Here is a 17612-nt window from a genome sequence, read left to right on the forward strand (position 1 = left end):
GTCCGCCCGGAGGGCGGGCCCGGCGGCGTCTGGTGCGTGCCCTCGGCGTGCCGGGCGGAGTCCCTGTACTGGTTGTACGTGGGGCTTCGCCCGGTGCGGCGAGAGTGCGTGCCGGGCGTCGCCGGGCAGGCGGGACTTTGCGGACACGGCCTAGCCGGTCGGCGGCCCAGACGCCGACCACGTTGAAGGCCACCACGACGGCGGCGATGGCGGTGCCCGGCACGAGTGCGGGGAGCAGGGCGTTCTGGACGATGGCGGCCTGGCCCTCCTGGACCATCAACCCCCAGTCGGAGCTGGGCGGCTGGGCGCCGAAGCCGAGGTAGCTGAGGGTGGCCAGGCCCATCAGGGCCTCGCCGAACAGGACGACGAGGTAGCCGACGACGGACCGGGCCAGGTTGGGCACGAGATGGGCCACGCAGATACGGGTGCCGCTCATGCCGAGGACGCGGTAGGCATCGATGTACGCCTTGGACCGTTCGGCCAGCGCGACACTGCGCGTGTACTTGGCGATCGTCGGGGCGTAGGCCAGCCCGAGGGCGATCACGGACGTGGTCATGCCGGCACCGAACACCGCGATGATCAGTACGACGAACAGCAGGCCCGGGAAGGCGTACATGACGTCGGTGATCCGGGACAGCAGCGTGTCCACCCAGCCGCCGCGCCACGCGGCGACCGTCCCGAGGGTGACGCCCAGCACGGAGGCGAGCAGCAGCAGGAGCAGTGGCGCGAGCAGGCTGGTGCGGGCGCCGTACAGCACCCGGGAGAGCAGGTCCTGCCCCGAGGCGTCGGTGCCGAGGGGGTGGGCGCCGCTGGTGCCGACCAGGGAGGACGACAGGTCGATGGCGTCGGGTGCGTACGGGGCGAGGAGCGGGGCGAAGGCCGCGGCGAGCACCACGAGGGCGAGGAAGACCGCGGCGACGGTCACGCCCCACGGGCGGCGGGCCCGTTTCACGGTGACCGGCAGGACACCGGCCGGGACGGCCTCGGCGGGGAGGGCGGTCATGCGGTGCTCCTCATGGCGGTCAGGCGGGGGTCGAGCAGGGGGTGCACGAGGTCCACAACGGTGGTGACGACTATGTAGGAGGTGACCATCAGCAGCAGGACCGCCTGGGCGACCGGGAAGTCATGGGTGTTGATGGCGCCGACGAGCAGCGAGCCGATGCCGCTCAGCCCGAAGACGGTCTCGACGGCGACCGTGCCGGCGAGCATGCCCGCCGTGACCAGGCCGCACATGGTGACGATGGGGCCGAGGGCGTTGCGCAGGATGTGCCGCCTGATGATCTGCCGTTCGGGCAGTCCCGCCGAGCGGGCCACCGCCACGTGTTCGGCGGCGCCCGCCTCCACCATGGCCTGCCGGGTGACGCGGCTGATGACGGCGAGGGAACCGAGCGCCATGGCCACGGCGGGCAGGGTGAGGTGGTGGAGGGTGCCGCCGACACCCTCGCCGCTGCCGGTCACGGGGAACCAGCCGAGCTTCACCCCGAAGAGGGCGACGAGAGCGATGCCTCCGACGAAGGACGGTACGGACGCGGCGAGCGTGGTGGTGCCGACGACGGCCGAGTCGACCCAGCCGCCCTGGCGGATCGCCGCCAGGATGCCCGCGCCGACGCCGAGCACCACGAACAGGACGGTGGCGTACGCGACGAGGACGAGTGTCGTCGGGAACCGTGAGGACAGCAGGTCGGAGACCTGGTCGCTGTACTGGAAGGAGCGGCCGAGGTCGAGGTGGACGCAGTCCCACAGCCAGCGGCCGTACTGGACGACCAGGGGCTCGTCCAGGTGGTACTGGGCGCGGACACTGGCCAGCCGTTCGGGGGTGAGCTTGTCCCGGCCGCCCGCGAGGAAGACGGCGGGGTCGCCGGGGGCCGCGTAGACGGCAGCGAAGATCACGAACGAGGAGGCCAGCAGGGTGGCCAGCAGTCCCGAGAGCCGCCGGCCGATGGCGACGATCATGCGGTTCAGCCCTTCTTGGCGCCGAGCTGTGCGGCCCAGGGAGAGTAGAGGTAGGCCATGGAGGCGGGCGGGCCGGTCAGTTCGCTGTTCAGGGTGAGGACGGTGGGCGTCTGGGCGACGGGGATCCACACGGCCGCGTCGGCGAACTGCCGCTGGATGTCCACGACGAGGGCGGCGCGCTTCTTGTCGTCGATGGTACGAAGGGCCTCCTCGACCTTGGCGTCGTAGTCGGCGCTCTTGAATCCGACCCAGTTGTTCGAGCTGTCGGACAGGGCGTTGTCGTAGAAGCCGATGGGGTCGCTCTTGGAGATGTACCAGTCGGCGACCAGGACATCGAAGTCGGCGCGGGCGCCCTTGTCGCCGTAGGCCTCCTGGTAGGCGGAGGAGGGCAGGGTCTTGATCTCGCCCTTGAGGCCGAGCTGGGTGAGGGCGGCGCGGACGGCGTTGGCGATGACCAGGCGGCCCTGGGTGCTGTCGGTGCCGATCACGATGGGGCCGGTCGGCGCGGACTTGGCCTGCTTGACGAGTTCCTTGGCCTTGGCGAGGTCCTCGGCGGACGGGGTCGCCGGGGCCTCGGTGAGCTGCTTCTGGGCGGCGGCGAAGGTCGCCTTCTCGTAGCCCCAGGAGCCGGAGCCGACAGGGGTGGCCCAGGGTTCGGCGAGGCCGCCGTAGCCGGCCTTGGCGATGCCTGCGCGGTCCAGCACCAGCGAGAGGGCCCGGCGGATGTCGGGGTCGGCGAGGCCGCCACGTTCGGTGGGCAGTAGGGCGAGGGTGGCGGTGCTCGGGCCGTAGTACTGGGTCAGGCCTTTGGTGCCGCGCAGGGAGGCAGCCGCGCCGGGGGTGTCGGCGTAGGCGCCGTCGGCGGCGCCGGTCTTCAGCGCGTTGACCATCGCGCTGTCGTCGGCCCAGCGGAAGACGACCTGCTTGGTGAGCGGCTTCTTGCTCCAGTAGGAGTCGGAGGCGGTCAGCGTGATGGAGTCGCCGGACTTCCAGCCGCTCAGCTCGTACGGCCCGGAACAGGCGTCTCCCTGGCCGGGGGTGCCGAAGTCGTCGCCCGCCTTTTTCACCTGCGCGTCGTTGTAGACGAGGCCGGCGTCGCCCGCGAGGGCCTTGGTGAACAGGGCGTCGGGCTGCTTGAACGTGATGGTGATCTCGCGGTCGCCGGTCTTGGTCATCCTGTCGACGTTGCCGAACTCGTCGGACTGCTCCATCTCCGGCTCGGCGTGCCGGCGCAGGCTGAACAGGACATCGTCGGCGGTCATCGCGGACCCGTCGTGGAAGGTGACGCCGTCGCGCAAGGTGAGTACGAGGGTCTTCGCGTCCGGTCTGCTCTCCTTCGCCACGAGCGAGGGCTGTACGGACATGTCGGGCTGGAGTTGGTACAGGCGTTCGCAGACGTTGCTGAGGACGGTGCGGCCCGCGCTGCCGCCCTGGGTGTCGAGGTCGAGGGACTCCGGCTCGTCCGCCAGCAGCCAGTTCACGGAGGTGACGGAACCGGTGGCGGGGGCCGTGGTGGGAGTGAGTTCGAGCTTGGTGACGTCGACGGCGGCGCCGTCGCCCGCGGAGGAGCCGGTGTCGGCTCCGCTACAGGCGGCGGTGAGGGCCAGCGCTCCGGCGAGGCCTGCGGCCGCGACAGCGGACTTGAGCTTCATGACAGTGCTCCTGGGCGGAAAACGGGGATCCGGGATTCGGGAGTGGGGGCCTTCAGTTCGGGGCGTGGGGACCGTCGTAGAGGTTCCAGGGGAGGTGCTGGTACTCGTGGTCGCAGGGGGTGCCGGCCGTGACGTGGTAGTCGCCGGCGGTGAGGTCCACGCAGGAGGACACCAGCGTCGTCCAGTGCTTGATCTCGGGTTCTCGCGGGTCGGCGTGGGTGCAGAGCGACTCGGGGTGGCCGAGGTGGTCCGACATCGACTGCTTGATCAGCTTGCGGGTCTCGTCCGGGCCGGTGGCGTCGCGCAGTCGGCGCAGACCTTCCTCGGCGCGTGGCACGCGTACGAGGGAGTCGGGTGACAGGGGCCGGTATCCGGCGGCCAACGCCGTGGGGACACCTGCCTGGTAGTGGTTGCCGTGGACGAGCAGGCCGTCGGTCGGATACAGCCAGCCATGGCCCGCCGGGGTGGTCTCCAGGTCGACGGCGAAGCCCTCGCGGCAGGTGAGCAGGGCGTTGCTGGCGATATGGGCGCGGGTGCGGCACAGCACGTTGAGGGCGTCGGTGATGCTGGGCTGGTCCAGGACACTGCGCCGGATCACGGTCTGCGGCAGGCCCACGGCTTCGTCGAAGCGTCCGCCGAGACCGTTCGCGTTGAGGGCGATCCCCGCCGAGCTGGCTCCCTGGCGGCCGATCTGCCCGGCCTCCACCTGCATCAACAGGGTCGGCTTGGGCGGCTGGACGATCCGGAGCATGACCACCGTGTCCTGGACGCCGGCCCGCCAGTCCCAGTTCTGCCCGGCCCAGACATGGCCGTCCCCGCTGGCGGGCCCGTAGGCGGCGAAGGAGGTGCAGCCCTCGGCGGGCTCCTCCTCGCGCACCTCGCCGAACTCGCGCATCCCGCTGAAGGAGTCGTCGTAGATGACCTCGCCGCGCGCGTTCAGCGCCAGTACGTCGAGCAGGTCGACGCCCGCGCCGTCGGCGATGCCCTGCATCTCCTCCACCAGGTGCGGCGCGTAGTCCCGGACGGGGTCGAGCCAGCGGGCGGCGCGGGCGGTGACCTGCTGCCAGGTGAGACCCGACGAGGCGCCGAAGGCCTCCTCGTAGTAGCCGAGGGAAGCCGCCAGTTGTCCGGCCACGGCCTCTCCGTACTGCCTGCCACGCTGGGCCGGAGTACCGGAGATCTCGACGACCGGGAGACTGTGCTGCATGCGGGGGCTCCTCGAAAGACACATGTGCCGTAACATTCGTTCCGAAAGTTCGACTTTCTGGAACGCGATGTTCAGAGAGTAACGTCAGTGACGTAGGAGTCAATGGCTGTAATGGCGATTTCAAAAACGGGCAGTGCCGCCCCCGGAGGGCTCACGCGTCTGCGCGCCGCCGTCCGCGACCAGTGGGACGAGCTGTCCGCCTCCGAGCAGACCGTCGCGCAGTACCTGGTCAGCGCCCCTGCCGAGAAGCTGATGTTCGCCAGCGCCCAGGAGCTGGGGAGCGCCAGCGGCACCAGCAACGCGACGGTCGTACGCGCCCTCCAACGATTGGGTTACGCCGGTCTGCCGGCGCTCAAGCGGGAGCTGGCGGCCGACTTCACCGCGGCCACGGCCCCCGATGTCCGGCTGGCGCAGCGCATCGCGCATGTCGGCAAGGACCTGGAGAACATCTGGAGCGACATCTTCGAGGAGACCCAGGAGCGCATCGACCAGTGCCGGCGGCTCACCGGGACGGAGGCGCTCGAACGGGCGGTCGCCGCGCTCGCCGAGGCCCGTGAGGTGCTGTGTTACGGGGCCGCCGCGTGTGAACTCGGGGCCCGCCACCTCGCCCGGTCGCTCGGCCGGATCGGCCGCCGCGCCCGTTTCGCGGGCGAGACCGGCTTCGCGCTCGCCGACTCGCTGCTCACCCTGGGGCAGGGCGACGCCGTGGTGATCTTCCAGCCGGGGCGGCCGCTGCCGGAGCTGACGGTCCTGGTGGAGCGGGCCCGCGCGGTCGGTGCCAAGGTCGTGTTCGTCACCGACGAGCTGAGCGAGGCCTTCGAGGACCGCGTCGACGCCGTACTGATCGCGCCCGGTACACCGACCGGGATCACCAACGAGGTCCTGACCGCCCTGATCGTGGCGGACGCGCTCCTGCTCGCACTGACCGCCCTGGACGAGACGTCGGCGGTCGAGCACTCCCACCAGCTCAACGCACTGCGGGCCCTGCTGCCGGGGGAACAGGGGAACCGTCGCGGCTGAGCGGCTGCTACAGGGTGGCGCTGTCCCACACGGCGGTGAGGCCGGTGTCCGATGTCGCGGCATCGTCTATCGGCTGCTCCGCCCAGATGGTCTTGCCGCTGTGGTGGTACCGGCTGCCCCAGCGTCTGCTGAGCTGGGCCACGAGAAAGAGCCCTCGCCCGCCTTCGTCGCCCGCCAGGGCCCGGCGAAGGCGTGGCTGGGTGTTGCTGGAGTCGCGGACCTCGCACACCAGGGTGGTGTCGTCGTGGAAGAGACGCAGACCGACGGTGCCGCCCGCGTACCGCATGGCGTTGGTGACCAGTTCGCTGACGGTCAGTTCCGTCGTGAAGGTGAGGTCGTCGAGCCCCCACTCGGCGAGTCTGCGCGCGACGGCGTTCCGGGCTTCGGCGACCGCCGCCGGATCGTCGGGGAACTGCCAGTCGGCGATGTCCGCCGCCGGAAGCAGCCGGGGCCGGGCCAGCAGGAGCGCCATGTCGTCGCGGGGCGGCGCCTCGGCGGCGCGGGCCATGACGGCACGGCCGATCTCCTCCAGCGTCCCGTCGCCCCGGCAGAGGGACGTGAGGGTGTCGAGAAGGTCCCGGGTGCCCTGGTCGGCGTCGCGGGATCCCCGTTCCACGAGGCCGTCGGTGTAGAGCGCGAGGGTGCTGCCTGCCTCCAGGGCGACGGTGGTCACCTCGAAGGGCATGCCGCCGACTCCGAGCGGTGGTCCCGGGGACACCTCGACCGGACGGGCGGTGCCGTCGGGCCCGATCACCGCGGGCGGCGGATGCCCGGCGCTGGCGAGGGCGCAGCTGCCGGTGAGCGGATCGTAGACCGCGTACAGGCAGGTGGCGCCGATGGTGTCCCTGTCCTCGGGATCGGCCTCGTCGGCGAGTTGCTGGACGAGGTCGTCCAGGTGGATGAGGAGTTCCCCCGGCTCCAGTTCGAGGTCGGCGAGCGTACGGATCGCGGTCCGCAGGCGTCCCATGGTCGCCGCGGCGTGCAGTCCGTGGCCGAAGACGTCGCCGACGACGAAGGCCACCCGCAGCGAGGGCAGCGGGATGGCGTCGAACCAGTCGCCGCTGATGTCCGCCCCGCCGCCGGCCGGCACATAACAGCCGGCCGATTCGGCCGCCGCGGTGCTCGTCGTGGCCCTCGGGAGCAGACGCTGCTGCAGCGCGACCGCTGCCCGGTGCTCGCGGGTGTACCGGCGGGCGTTGTCCACGCTGAGCGCGGCCCGTGAGGAGATGTCGAACACGAGGTCCGCGTCCTCCTGTTCGAACGGCTCCGGCTGCTCGGTCCGCCAGACGGCCACGAAACCCAGCAGCAGACCGCGCGCGTACAGCGGCGACACCACGGCGGAGTGGCCCCGCTCGGGCATCACCGCCCGGATCAGTTCCGGGTCGCCGAGGAGGTCGAGCATCTCCTGCCGGGTCGTGTTGTAGACGGTGTCCCCCTGGATGGCGGCCCGCCGCACCTGCGGGACATCGGGGAACCGCGGGACCACCCCGCCGACGGGAACGAGTTCGGCGGGCCAGGGCCCGGTGGCCGAGGCGACGGCCACCCGGCGCAGCCGCAGCCAGTCGCCGGGCCGGATCACCTTCGACGGCTCCTCGCCCTCGAGCACGGACTCGGCGATCTCGACCGACGCCATGTCCCCCAGGGCCGGTACCAGCACGTCGGCGATGTCCTGGGCGGTGCGGGTCACGTCCAGGGAGGCGCCGATACGTGCCGACGCCTCATGGCCCACCTCCGTGCGCCGCCGCGCCCGCCGCTGCTGCGTGCTGTCGGTGAAGAACGCGGCGATCCCGGTCGGCCGGTCGTGACCGTCCGCCAGCCGGAAGGCGGACACGGACACGTACCGCTCCCGCCCGGACCCGTCCGGTGCGGACATCCGCTGTTCCCGTGCGAGCAGCGGCACTCCCGTGTCGAGCACCTGCCGCAGCTGGTCCCCGACGTCCTTGGCGTCCGCCGGGGAGATGACGTCTCCGAGACGGTGCCCGGGGCGCAGCAGCGGCCAGCCGTGCACCTCGGCGATGACGTTCGTGCGGACGACTCTCAGTTCGGTGTCACAGAGGACGACCCCGAGGAGGGACTGCGCCAGCAGGGCGGTCAGCAGCGACGATCCCTGTTCCTGTTCGCCGTCCTCGCGGCTCGGCGCCAGCAGCAGGACGCGCTGGGAGGACCCGCCCAGGGGCACCTCGTCGACGGTGGTGTCGACCGTCCGGCCCGAGGCGTGCCGGAACGCGACCCGCCCCGCCGGTACGGCGAGGGAGTCGCCCCGGGTGTCCGCGCCGCTCCCCCGCACCGGCTCGGCGAGCAGCCGTGCCAGTGGCCGCCCGCAGACCTGCTCGGCCGGCCGCCCCAGCAGTTCCGCCGCCGCCCGTGACCACCCCTGGACGATCCCCGCGCTGTCGAGCAGGACGACGGCGACCTCGTCGGCCGGTATGTCCACGCCGTCGTGCTCGCTCAGGCCTGCCATGCGCACCTCACCTGCGGCGCTGTCTCCCGCGCCGCGCTCCCCTTCATTATGGTGCGCCGCCCTGCACCACGCCCGGCGCCCGCGACAAGGGGACGCAGGGGCACTTGGCCGCCGAATACGTTATTGCGAAAATCTTGCAATAACGCCCGCACGAGGCCCCTCAGGCGGGTCACCTCCCCTTGCGCCAGTGCTCGAATCGTGGTTCCGGTGTGAACTCCATGCTGAACGAGGCGAGCTCGCCGACGAGGAGTCCGCGCAGGAACTCGACCATGCCCAGGGGGACGACCTCGCACGTCTTCGAGCCATGGCGGGCGAAGAGCAGGACGGGCCATTTGTCGGGGTCGGGATCGCTGGTCAGCCAGCACAGCATGTCGGCGTGGGACGTATAGCCCCAGGCGAGGATGTGCTCCGGGTCGAGGTCCAGGTCGTCCTGGTCGTCGCCCTCCTCCTCCCAGGCCAGTCGGGCGTTCCCCGTCTCGTCCTCGAAGTCGTCGGGGGAGAACGGGTAGGCGCCCGTGGGAAACGGCCCGAGGATTCCGACCTCGCCGATCTCCTCCTCCGATTCGATGCCGCCGACGCCGTACACGGACATGAAGTCCCTGTAGTCCCGGGGGAACCCGGTGCCCCACTTCTCCTCGGCCGCCTGCCAGTCGATGTCCTCGCCCGCGCCGGGAGGCGGCGGCAGGAGCTGCCGCAACGCCTCGATCCCCGTGAGGTCTTCCATGCTGGTCCCCGCCCTTCGATCAGGTCGTTCGAAAGTCTAGGGAGCACCACTGACAACGCCTGCGGCCTTCACGCCGTACACGTCGGCGATGAGTTCCTCGGTCAGGACTTCGGCCGGGCTGCCCGTCGCCACCAACCTGGCCCTCCTTGAGCACGACGAGTGCGTCGCAGTACATCGCCGCCAGGTTCAGCTCGTGTCCAGCGCGGTGTGTACAGCCCTGTCGTCGGCCGGGGTGGCGGGGGTCCAGGCGCGGCGGTGCGGGACGTTCGCCGGCACGTCTTCGGACTCGGGATCACCCGGACGGAGCGCCTTCCCGGAACCCGGTCGTGTCCGACCTTCGTCCAGTGGCTCGTGTCGCCCCGCCCGTCACCCTCACCACTGCGCGTCAGCTCCGGGTTCGCACCGGATTCCCTTGACCGGCCTCAGGAAATCATCACGTGAGGCCGAGGTCACATTTCAGCCGAGGTCAAGGTCACAGCCTGGCGCTCTGCTGCGGCCGGACCTCTCTGGCCTAGCATCCGGGCATGACAGTCCTGCCCAACGACGGGCTCTCGCTGGCCGCCGAGTTCCCTTCCACGACCCATGAGCAGTGGCAGCGCCTGGTGGAGGGCGTCCTGCGCAAGTCGGGCAAGGAGGTCTCGGGCGCGGCAGCCGAAGACGCGCTGTCCACCGCGCTGGAGGACGGGCTCACCACCCACCCCCTCTACACGGCGCGCGACGAGTCCCCCGAGCCCGGCTTCCCCGGCTTCGCCCCCTTCGTACGCGGCGGACGGCCCGAGGGGAACACCGTCGGCGGCTGGGACGTACGGCAGCGGCACGCGACCCTCGTCGGCGACGCGGTGCTCGCGGACCTGGAGAACGGCGTCACCTCGCTCTGGCTGACCGTCGGCCCGGACTCTATCCCGGTGGCGTCGCTCGCCAGGGCCCTCGACGGCGTCTACCTCGACCTGGCCCCCGTCGTCCTCGACGCCGGACAGGAAGTGGAGCCCGCCGCACGGGAGTTGCTGCGGCTGTACGAGGAGCGGGGCGTCGCCAAGGAGGCGGCGCGCGGCAACCTCGGCGGCGACCCGCTGGGCCACGAGGCCCGTACCGGCGAGGAGTTGGCGTTCGCGCCGGTCGTCGAGCTGGCGCGGCTGTGCGCCGAGCAGTACCCGGGGCTGCGCGTGCTGACCGTGGACGCGCTGCCGTACCACGAGGCCGGCGGCTCGGCCGCGCAGGAACTGGGCGCGTCCCTGGCGACCGGGGTGGCCTACCTGCGGGAGCTGACCGAGGCCGGGCTGACCGTCGAACAGGCCTGCGCACAGCTGGAGTTCCGGTACGCGGCCACCGCCGACCAGTTCCTGACCATCGCCAAGCTGCGCGCGGCCCGGCGCCTGTGGGCGCGGGTCGCCGAGGTGTCCGGGGCGCCGACGGCCGGGGCTCAGGTGCAGCACGCCGTGACCTCGCCGGTGATGATGTCGCGCCGCGACCCGTGGGTGAACATGCTCCGTACGACGGTCGCCACACTGGCCGCCGGGGTCGGTGGCGCCGACTCGGTCACCGTGCTGCCCTTCGACCACGCGCTGGGCCTGCCGGACGCGTTCGCGCGCCGGATCGCCCGCAACACCTCGACGATCCTGGTCGAGGAGTCACATCTGGCGCGAGTGATCGACCCGGCGGGCGGCTCCTGGTACGTGGAGCGGCTCACCGACGAACTCGCCCACGCGGGCTGGGAGTTCTTCCAGTGGATCGAGGGGCTGGGCGGCCAGGCCGCCGCCCTTCGCTCCGGGCACCTCGGTGAGGCGCTGGCCTCCACCTGGGCGGCGCGCTCCGCCAAGCTGGCCAAGCGGCGCGAACCCATCACCGGCGTCAGCGAGTTCCCGAACCTCGCCGAGCGCCTCCCGGACCGCGAGCCCGCGCCCGAGCCGCCGTCCGGCGGGCTCCCCCGGGTGCGGCGCGACGAGGCGTACGAGGCGCTGCGCGCCCGCTCCGACGCCCACCTCGCCGCCACCGGAACCCGGCCGCGCGTCTACCTCGCGACCATCGGCCCGGCCGCCGCCCACACCGCGCGGACGTCCTTCGTCTCGAACCTCTTCCAGGCCGGCGGCATCGAGCCCGTCACTGCGGGCACCTTCGAGGAGAGCGGCGCCACCGAGGTCTGCCTCTGCTCCAGCGACACCCTGTACGAGGAGCAGGCGGCGACCGTGGCGGCGGAACTGAAGGCCGCCGGTGCCTCGCACGTGTTCCTCGCCGGCCGTCCCGGGCAGTACTCGGACGTCGACTCGTACGTCTTCGCGGGCTGCGACGCCGTAGCCGTGCTCTCCGCCACCCTCGACCGCATGGGAGCGTCCTGATGGGAATCCCCGACTTCTCCGGAATCGAACTGGGGACCCCGACCGCCGGTAACGGCGCCACCGACTGGCGTACGGCCGTGAAGGCGGCCACCGGCTCGGACGAGACCTTCTGGGAGACCCCGGAGGGCATCGCGGTCAAGCCGCTCTACACCGGCACCGACCTGGAGGGCCTGGACTTCCTCTCGACGTACCCGGGTGCCGCCCCCTATCTGCGCGGCCCGTACCCGACGATGTACGTCAACCAGCCCTGGACGATCCGTCAGTACGCGGGTTTCTCCACGGCCGAGGAGTCCAACGCCTTCTACCGCCGCAACCTCGCCGCCGGCCAGAAGGGCCTGTCGGTCGCCTTCGACCTGCCCACGCACCGGGGTTACGACAGCGACCACCCGCGCGTGACCGGTGACGTCGGCATGGCGGGCGTGGCCATCGACTCGATCTACGACATGCGTCAGCTCTTCGACGGCATCCCACTGGACAAGATGACCGTGTCGATGACGATGAACGGCGCCGTCCTGCCCGTTCTCGCGCTCTACATCGTGGCGGCGGAGGAACAGGGCGTACCGCCCGAGAAGTTGGCCGGGACCATCCAGAACGACATCCTCAAAGAGTTCATGGTCCGCAACACCTACATCTATCCGCCGAAGCCGTCGATGCGGATCATCTCCGACATCTTCGCGTACACCTCGCAGCGGATGCCCCGCTACAACTCCATCTCGATCTCCGGCTATCACATCCAGGAGGCGGGCGCGACGGCCGATCTGGAGCTGGCATACACGCTCGCGGACGGGGTCGAGTACATCCGGGCGGGGCGGGACGCAGGGATGGACGTGGACGCGTTCGCGCCCCGGCTCTCCTTCTTCTGGGCGATCGGCATGAACTTCTTCATGGAGATCGCGAAGATGCGCGCGGCGAGGCTGCTCTGGGCCAAGCTGGTCAAGCAGTTCGACCCGCAGAACGCCAAGTCCCTTTCCCTGCGCACCCATTCGCAGACCTCGGGCTGGTCGCTCACGGCCCAGGACGTGTTCAACAACGTGACGCGTACAGCCGTGGAGGCGATGGCCGCGACCCAGGGCCACACCCAGTCGCTGCACACCAACGCCCTCGACGAGGCACTCGCCCTGCCCACCGACTTCTCGGCGCGCATCGCCCGCAACACACAGCTGCTGATCCAGCAGGAATCGGGCACGACCCGGGTCATCGACCCGTGGGGCGGCAGCGCGTACGTGGAGAAGCTGACGTACGACCTCGCGCGCCGCGCCTGGCAGCACATCGAGGAGGTCGAGGCGGCGGGCGGTATGGCGCAGGCCATCGACGCGGGCATTCCCAAGCTCCGGGTCGAGGAGGCGGCGGCGCGTACCCAGGCCCGGATCGACTCGGGGCGTCAGCCGGTGATCGGCGTCAACAAGTACCGCGTGGAGACCGACGAGCAGATCGACGTCCTCAAGGTCGACAACTCCTCCGTACGGACCCAGCAGATCGAGAAGCTGCGGCGGCTGCGGGCCGAGCGTGACGAGCGGGTCTGCCAGGACGCACTGGACGCCCTCACGCGGGCGGCCGGGGGCGAGGGCAACCTGCTGGAGCTGGCGGTGAGCGCGGCCCGCGCGAAGGCGACGGTCGGGGAGATCTCGGACGCGCTGGAGAAGGTGTACGGGCGGCACGCGGGCCAGATCCGTACGATCGCCGGGGTGTACCGCAACGAAGCAGGCGAGTCCCCGTCCGTCGACCGCACCCGGACCCTGGTGGACGCCTTCGAGGAGGCCGAGGGGCGCCGGCCGCGCATCCTGGTCGCCAAGATGGGCCAGGACGGCCACGACCGGGGCCAGAAGGTGATCGCCACCGCCTTCGCCGACCTCGGCTTCGACGTCGACGTCGGCCCGCTGTTCCAGACCCCCGGCGAGGTCGCCCGGCAGGCGGTGGAGGCGGACGTCCACATCGTCGGGGTGTCCTCGCTGGCCGCCGGGCACCTCACCCTCGTACCGGCGCTGCGGGAGGAGCTGGCGGCGGAGGGCCGGGAGGACATCATGATCGTCGTCGGCGGGGTGATCCCGCCGCAGGACGTGCCGACCCTGCTGGAGATGGGCGCGGCGGCCGTGTTCCCGCCCGGGACGGTGATCCCGGACGCGGCCTACGACCTGGTCCAGCGGCTCTCGGCCGATCTCGGGCACGACCTGTGATCGATCTCGACGCGTACGTCAAGGGCGTGCTCGACGGGAAGCGGGCGATCGTGGCGCGTGCCATCACGCTCGTCGAGTCGACGCGCCCCCAACACCGGGCGCTGGCGCAGGAGTTGCTGACCGCACTGCTCCCGCACAGCGGCCGGGCGCGGCGGATCGGGGTCAGCGGGGTGCCGGGGGTCGGGAAGTCGACGTTCATCGACGCGTTCGGCACGATGCTGACCGGGCTCGGGCATCGGGTGGCAGTGCTCGCGGTGGACCCGTCGTCCAGCCGTACGGGCGGCTCGATCCTGGGCGACAAGACCCGGATGGAGCGCCTGGCCGTGGACCCGGCGGCGTTCATCCGCCCCTCCCCCACGGCGGGCACTCTGGGCGGGGTCGCCAAGGCGACGCGTGAGTCGATCGTGGTGATGGAGGCGGCGGGTTACGACGTGGTGTTGGTGGAGACGGTCGGAGTCGGCCAGTCCGAGACAGCGGTCGCGAACATGGTCGACTCGTTCCTGCTGCTGACCCTGGCCCGCACCGGTGACCAGTTGCAGGGCGTCAAGAAGGGCATCCTGGAGCTGGCGGACGTCCTCGCCGTCAACAAGGCGGACGGCCCGCACGAGCGCGACGCCCAGTCCGCCGCACGGGAGTTGGCCGGCGCCCTGCGCCTGATGCACGGCAGGGACGCGGCCTGGACACCGCCCGTCCTGACGTGCAGCGCCCGCGAGTCGACCGGCCTGGACACCGTCTGGGACCGCCTGGAACAGCATCGCACCCTGCTCGACTCAACGGGCCGCCTCGCCGCCAAACGCCGTGACCAACAGGTCGACTGGACCTGGACGATGGTCCGCGACGAGCTGCTGGGCCGCCTGCACGCGGACGAGAGCGTACGAGCCGTCACACCCGACCTCGAACGGCAGGTGAGGGAGGGCGAGTTGACGGCAACGCTTGCCGCTGAGCGCATCCTGAAGGCGTTCGGCGCCGGGGGCCGCTGAGGGCACGGGTGGTCCGTGAAAGACGAACACCCCCATGAGGCTCAGTCATCCACTGTGTCCTCCGGTTTCGCTTCCGCTTCCGGCCTCGGCCGGTCCAGCAGTTCGCGCAGCAGTCGCTCGTCGTCCGGGCCGAGCCCGGTGACGAAGCTGGCCAGCACCGCCTCCCGGTCGCGCTCGGCGTCCAGCACCCTGCGCATCCGGTGCGCGGCGAGACCCGCCTCGTCGGACGTGGACGTCCAGGAGAAGGACCGGCCCGCCCGTTCCCGGGTGACCGCGCCCTTGGCCAGCAGACGGGTGAGGATCGTGATGACGGTCGTATAGGCGAGGTCGCCGCCGAGCCGCTCCTGCACCCAGCCGGCCGTCGCGGGCCCCTCCGCCTCGCGCAGCGCAGACAGGACCAGCGCCTCCAGCTCGCCCTGACCCCGTCGCCGGGGACGCTGCCGGTGATCCGTCACGCCCTGACTCCCCTCCCCCACCGCCGTCCATTTCCCGAGCGGACATCGTATAGACGCCGGGAGCTCCGGTCGGCGCCACGCGGGCGGCTGGCTCACCTCCGACTCAACAGGAGTACCCCCAGGCACGGGCCAGGTCGCGCAGCGCCTCCGGGACCTCCTCCGCGTCGGGCAGCGGGCGGGCCTTCTGGATCTTCCCGGACTTGATGTTCTCGCTCCAGTCGCCGATGAACGGCACGAAGGGACCGTGGTCGCCCTTCCGGTAGTCGAGCATCTTCGGCGTCCAGGGCACACCGAGATACGTACACAGCTCCCGGGTGACCGCCTCGGGCCGCTCCGTCAGATCCTCGTAGCGGACCGTGAGGCCGTCCAGCCCGTTGCGGGCCGCCTCGACCGCCTTCACATACATGCGCACTTCGCGGACGGTCGCGTCGAGGTCGCGGTCGGGGCGGTTGTTGATCAGGGAACTCACCATCGACGCGGGGTGGCGCAGCAGGAAGATGTACCTGGCCTGCGGCCAGCCCTCCGCGAGCCGCTCCCAGAATCCGGCGTTGCCCGGTGTCTTGTCGACGATGATCTGCTTGCCGCTGCGCACGAGTTCCCGGTGCATGACCCGGTCCCACAGCAGGTGCTCCAACTCGCGCTGGTCGAGGTCGAGTTGGGCCATCGCCTTGCTGGTGTACGGCTTGGTGAGGTCGACCGACAGGGTGCGCAGGTGCATCTCGTGGGGCGCGCGGATCTGCGGGTGGCTGTTGAGCAGGACCCGCAGGAGCGTGGAGCCTGAGCGCACGGAGGAAATCACGAACACCGGGTCCGGGACGAGCCGGTGGGCCGACTGCGGCACAGGGGGCTCCGCGAGCCGCCGTACCCGCCGCCTCAACCCGCGGGCCACTCGGCGTACTTCCGGACCGACCAGGACCATGACTGTGCCTCCTTGATCCCCCGGTGTACAGAACCCGCACAACCCTCGAACCCCCCTTGGGTGCTTGACCATTCTGTGACCAAAGCCTGGGTCCGCCATGGGAAAGGAATGAGAAATTCCTGAGACCCGGCCCCTGCCCGCCCGTCGCATGGTCGATGATGGGCGGATCATGACCACGCCCCGCACTCCGACGACGACGCTCTCCGCGCCACTGCCCGTGTTCCGGGCAGCGGTGTTCGCGGTCGTCGGTACGGTGCTCGGGGTCAGCGCGCATCATCTGGTCGCCGAGGGGCCGGCTCCGTGGCGGTCGAGCGTGACGGCGGCGGCGCTGCTGTTCGCGGTGGGGCTGGCCGGTACGCGGCGCCCGCGTTCGCTGGCCGCGGTGGTGGTCACGAGCGCGACGGCGCAGTCCGGACTTCATGTGTGGCTGTCGGCCACGCACGCACGCCACACGTCGGTCACGGCCACGGACATGCCCACGCACGCGCATCACGCGATGCCCGCTCATGGGGCCCGGCCGGACTGGCTGCACGACTCGGGGGCGATGACGGTCCTGCATGCCGTGGCCGCCGTGCTCGTCGCCGTGCTGCTGCATCGCGCGGACGCGGCCTGCTGGTCGCTGGCGCGCGGCCTGACCGGGGCGGTCGACGCGGTACGGACGCGGATCGCGACGGTACGGGCGCTGCTCGACGGCCGGCCGGCGCCGGCCTGGCGTGGATCGCGGGTGCGCCGTCCATGCCGGACGGAGCAGCCGCTGTTCAGAGCGGCGTTCCTCTCGGACGTGGTGGTACGACGGGGTCCTCCGGCGGCGTGGCTCGCTCTCGCCAACTGACCCTCCCGGAACGGCCCGTCGTGAGTCGGCCGTTCCGTGCCACAGCACGCCCGGAAAGACCCGGAGAACACACCATGTTCACTGCCAACACCCAGCACTTCACCGCACGGCGCGTGGCCCTCACCGCCGCCGCTGCCACCACCCTCGTCCTCCTCACCGCCGGACCGGCCGCCGCCCATATGGAAGTCGAGTCCGACAAGGCGCAGGCTCTCGCCCAGAACGTCGAGATCTCCTTCCACGCGGAGGCGGAGTCCGACACCGCCGGGATCGCCGAGGTCCGCGTGATCCTGCCGGAGGGCATCGCGCCCGGCGACGTGACGTACGGCGAGGGTCCCAAGGGCTGGAAGTTCGCCACCGCCGACGACGGCTACACGGTCAAGGGCCCGGCCCTCAAGACCGGCGTGAGCGCCGAGTACTCCGTTGTCGTGCGGCAGCTTCCCGACGCGAAGCAGCTTGCCTTCAAGTCGCTGCAGACGTACAGCGACGGCAGTATCGATCGGTGGATCGAGCTGGACGAGGGTGGGGAGCAGCCGGCGCCGGTCCTGAAGCTGAAGGCGGCGGCGCCGGGTGCGAAGCCGATCAGCAGCCCGTCGCCGAGCGAGACGCCGTCGGCAACGCCGACGCCGAGTGCCGAGCCCACGAAGGCGTCGGCCTCCCCGGCCGTGGAGACGACGGCGAGCGAGGACGACGGTGGGATGTCGGCGGGGGTCTGGATAGGTATCGGGGCGGCAGTGGTCGTGGTGGCGGGTGCGGCTGCCTACCTGGTACGCCGCCGGGGAGCCGCCCAGCAGTAGCCGCCGCTTTTCCTCGCCCCCGCCGCCCCTACCCGTCCCATCCCTGGGGGCTGCGCCCCCAGACCCCCCTTTGTCGCGCTGAACGCGCTCGTCCTCAAACGCCGGACG

Annotated in this window: 13 protein-coding genes, 2 pseudogenes and 1 riboswitch; of the genes and pseudogenes, 6 read left to right on the forward strand and 9 right to left on the reverse strand. The window is 71.2% G+C overall.

From position 1 onward, the window contains the following. Nucleotides 1–139: 139 nt before the first annotated feature. The 4 genes and pseudogenes from ACWCRB_RS43435 to ACWCRB_RS43450 form a co-directional block, all read right to left on the reverse strand. A pseudogene (locus ACWCRB_RS43435) lies at nucleotides 140–1003 on the reverse strand (ABC transporter permease); the annotation flags it as partial. Continuing rightward, complete coding sequence (locus tag ACWCRB_RS43440) at nucleotides 1000–1953, reverse strand: ABC transporter permease (RefSeq protein ID WP_369031166.1); 954 nt, start codon at nucleotides 1951–1953, stop codon at nucleotides 1000–1002. The gene ACWCRB_RS43440 and the pseudogene ACWCRB_RS43435, both read right to left, overlap by 4 nt. A 5-nt stretch (nucleotides 1954–1958) precedes the next feature. Further along, a complete protein-coding gene (locus ACWCRB_RS43445) occupies nucleotides 1959–3605 on the reverse strand; it encodes an ABC transporter substrate-binding protein (RefSeq protein ID WP_451001352.1) in 1647 nt (548 codons plus the stop codon). A 52-nt stretch (nucleotides 3606–3657) separates the two neighbouring features. Continuing rightward, nucleotides 3658–4812: a C45 family autoproteolytic acyltransferase/hydolase gene (locus ACWCRB_RS43450; protein ID WP_451001353.1), complete on the reverse strand. Its 1155-nt coding sequence runs from the start codon at nucleotides 4810–4812 to the stop codon at nucleotides 3658–3660. A 111-nt stretch (nucleotides 4813–4923) separates the two neighbouring features. Here ACWCRB_RS43450 and ACWCRB_RS43455 point away from each other — a divergent pair, with 111 nt between their 5' ends. Beyond that, nucleotides 4924–5832 (forward strand): MurR/RpiR family transcriptional regulator, encoded by a 909-nt coding sequence (locus ACWCRB_RS43455; protein ID WP_235472668.1) that lies wholly within the window; start codon nucleotides 4924–4926, stop codon nucleotides 5830–5832. A 7-nt stretch (nucleotides 5833–5839) separates the two neighbouring features. Here the strand turns inward: ACWCRB_RS43455 and ACWCRB_RS43460 are convergent, their stop codons facing one another. From ACWCRB_RS43460 to ACWCRB_RS43470, 3 genes and pseudogenes are all read right to left on the reverse strand, one after another. Continuing rightward, nucleotides 5840–8293 carry a SpoIIE family protein phosphatase gene (locus ACWCRB_RS43460; protein ID WP_451001354.1) on the reverse strand — a complete coding sequence of 818 codons (2454 nt, stop codon included), beginning with the start codon at nucleotides 8291–8293 and terminating at the stop codon, nucleotides 5840–5842. Nucleotides 8294–8462: 169 nt separating this feature from the next. After that, nucleotides 8463–9017: an SMI1/KNR4 family protein gene (locus ACWCRB_RS43465; protein WP_451001355.1), complete on the reverse strand. Its 555-nt coding sequence runs from the start codon at nucleotides 9015–9017 to the stop codon at nucleotides 8463–8465. Between the two features lie 36 nt (nucleotides 9018–9053). Further along, nucleotides 9054–9213 (reverse strand): annotated as a pseudogene (locus ACWCRB_RS43470) (ABC transporter ATP-binding protein); the annotation flags it as partial. 58 nt (nucleotides 9214–9271) lie between these two features. Next, a riboswitch (cobalamin riboswitch) is annotated at nucleotides 9272–9453 on the reverse strand. An 88-nt stretch (nucleotides 9454–9541) separates the two neighbouring features. Between ACWCRB_RS43470 and ACWCRB_RS43475 the strand changes: the two are divergent. From ACWCRB_RS43475 to meaB, 3 genes are read left to right on the forward strand one after another with little or no spacing between them, the layout of a single operon-like run. After that, a complete protein-coding gene (locus tag ACWCRB_RS43475; protein ID WP_451001356.1) occupies nucleotides 9542–11350 on the forward strand; it encodes a methylmalonyl-CoA mutase family protein in 1809 nt (602 codons plus the stop codon). Then, a complete protein-coding gene (gene scpA, locus ACWCRB_RS43480) occupies nucleotides 11350–13524 on the forward strand; it encodes a methylmalonyl-CoA mutase (RefSeq protein WP_451001357.1) in 2175 nt (724 codons plus the stop codon). Before ACWCRB_RS43475 ends, scpA begins: the two co-directional genes overlap by 1 nt. Then, nucleotides 13521–14504 carry a methylmalonyl Co-A mutase-associated GTPase MeaB gene (gene meaB, locus ACWCRB_RS43485; RefSeq protein ID WP_451001358.1) on the forward strand — a complete coding sequence of 328 codons (984 nt, stop codon included), beginning with the start codon at nucleotides 13521–13523 and terminating at the stop codon, nucleotides 14502–14504. The genes scpA and meaB overlap by 4 nt, the downstream gene beginning before the upstream one ends. A gap of 41 nt (nucleotides 14505–14545) precedes the next feature. Here the strand turns inward: meaB and ACWCRB_RS43490 are convergent, their stop codons facing one another. Both ACWCRB_RS43490 and ACWCRB_RS43495 read right to left on the reverse strand, forming a co-directional pair. Next, nucleotides 14546–14959 (reverse strand): BlaI/MecI/CopY family transcriptional regulator, encoded by a 414-nt coding sequence (locus tag ACWCRB_RS43490; protein ID WP_451001359.1) that lies wholly within the window; start codon nucleotides 14957–14959, stop codon nucleotides 14546–14548. 103 nt (nucleotides 14960–15062) lie between these two features. Continuing rightward, nucleotides 15063–15878: a sulfotransferase family protein gene (locus tag ACWCRB_RS43495; protein ID WP_451001360.1), complete on the reverse strand. Its 816-nt coding sequence runs from the start codon at nucleotides 15876–15878 to the stop codon at nucleotides 15063–15065. 169 nt (nucleotides 15879–16047) lie between these two features. Here ACWCRB_RS43495 and ACWCRB_RS43500 point away from each other — a divergent pair, with 169 nt between their 5' ends. Continuing rightward, nucleotides 16048–16710 (forward strand): hypothetical protein, encoded by a 663-nt coding sequence (locus tag ACWCRB_RS43500; protein ID WP_451001361.1) that lies wholly within the window; start codon nucleotides 16048–16050, stop codon nucleotides 16708–16710. A gap of 74 nt (nucleotides 16711–16784) precedes the next feature. After that, nucleotides 16785–17504 (forward strand): DUF1775 domain-containing protein, encoded by a 720-nt coding sequence (locus tag ACWCRB_RS43505; protein ID WP_451001362.1) that lies wholly within the window; start codon nucleotides 16785–16787, stop codon nucleotides 17502–17504. Nucleotides 17505–17612 lie beyond the last annotated feature (108 nt).

This window comes from Streptomyces sp. NPDC002156, from assembly GCF_053593675.1.

What these genes read in the sequence shown, in the direction of transcription:
- ACWCRB_RS43440 (WP_369031166.1), bottom strand. Translation starts at nt 1,953, where the DNA reads ATGATCGTCGCCATCGGCCGGCGGCTCTCGGGACTGCTGGCCACCCTG.
- ACWCRB_RS43445 (WP_451001352.1), bottom strand. Translation starts at nt 3,605, where the DNA reads ATGAAGCTCAAGTCCGCTGTCGCGGCCGCAGGCCTCGCCGGAGCGCTG.
- ACWCRB_RS43450 (WP_451001353.1), bottom strand. Translation starts at nt 4,812, where the DNA reads ATGCAGCACAGTCTCCCGGTCGTCGAGATCTCCGGTACTCCGGCCCAG.
- ACWCRB_RS43455 (WP_235472668.1), top strand. Translation starts at nt 4,924, where the DNA reads ATGGCGATTTCAAAAACGGGCAGTGCCGCCCCCGGAGGGCTCACGCGT.
- ACWCRB_RS43460 (WP_451001354.1), bottom strand. Translation starts at nt 8,293, where the DNA reads ATGGCAGGCCTGAGCGAGCACGACGGCGTGGACATACCGGCCGACGAG.
- ACWCRB_RS43465 (WP_451001355.1), bottom strand. Translation starts at nt 9,017, where the DNA reads ATGGAAGACCTCACGGGGATCGAGGCGTTGCGGCAGCTCCTGCCGCCG.
- ACWCRB_RS43475 (WP_451001356.1), top strand. Translation starts at nt 9,542, where the DNA reads ATGACAGTCCTGCCCAACGACGGGCTCTCGCTGGCCGCCGAGTTCCCT.
- scpA (WP_451001357.1), top strand. Translation starts at nt 11,350, where the DNA reads ATGGGAATCCCCGACTTCTCCGGAATCGAACTGGGGACCCCGACCGCC.
- ACWCRB_RS43495 (WP_451001360.1), bottom strand. Translation starts at nt 15,878, where the DNA reads ATGGTCCTGGTCGGTCCGGAAGTACGCCGAGTGGCCCGCGGGTTGAGG.
- ACWCRB_RS43500 (WP_451001361.1), top strand. Translation starts at nt 16,048, where the DNA reads ATGACCACGCCCCGCACTCCGACGACGACGCTCTCCGCGCCACTGCCC.
- ACWCRB_RS43505 (WP_451001362.1), top strand. Translation starts at nt 16,785, where the DNA reads ATGTTCACTGCCAACACCCAGCACTTCACCGCACGGCGCGTGGCCCTC.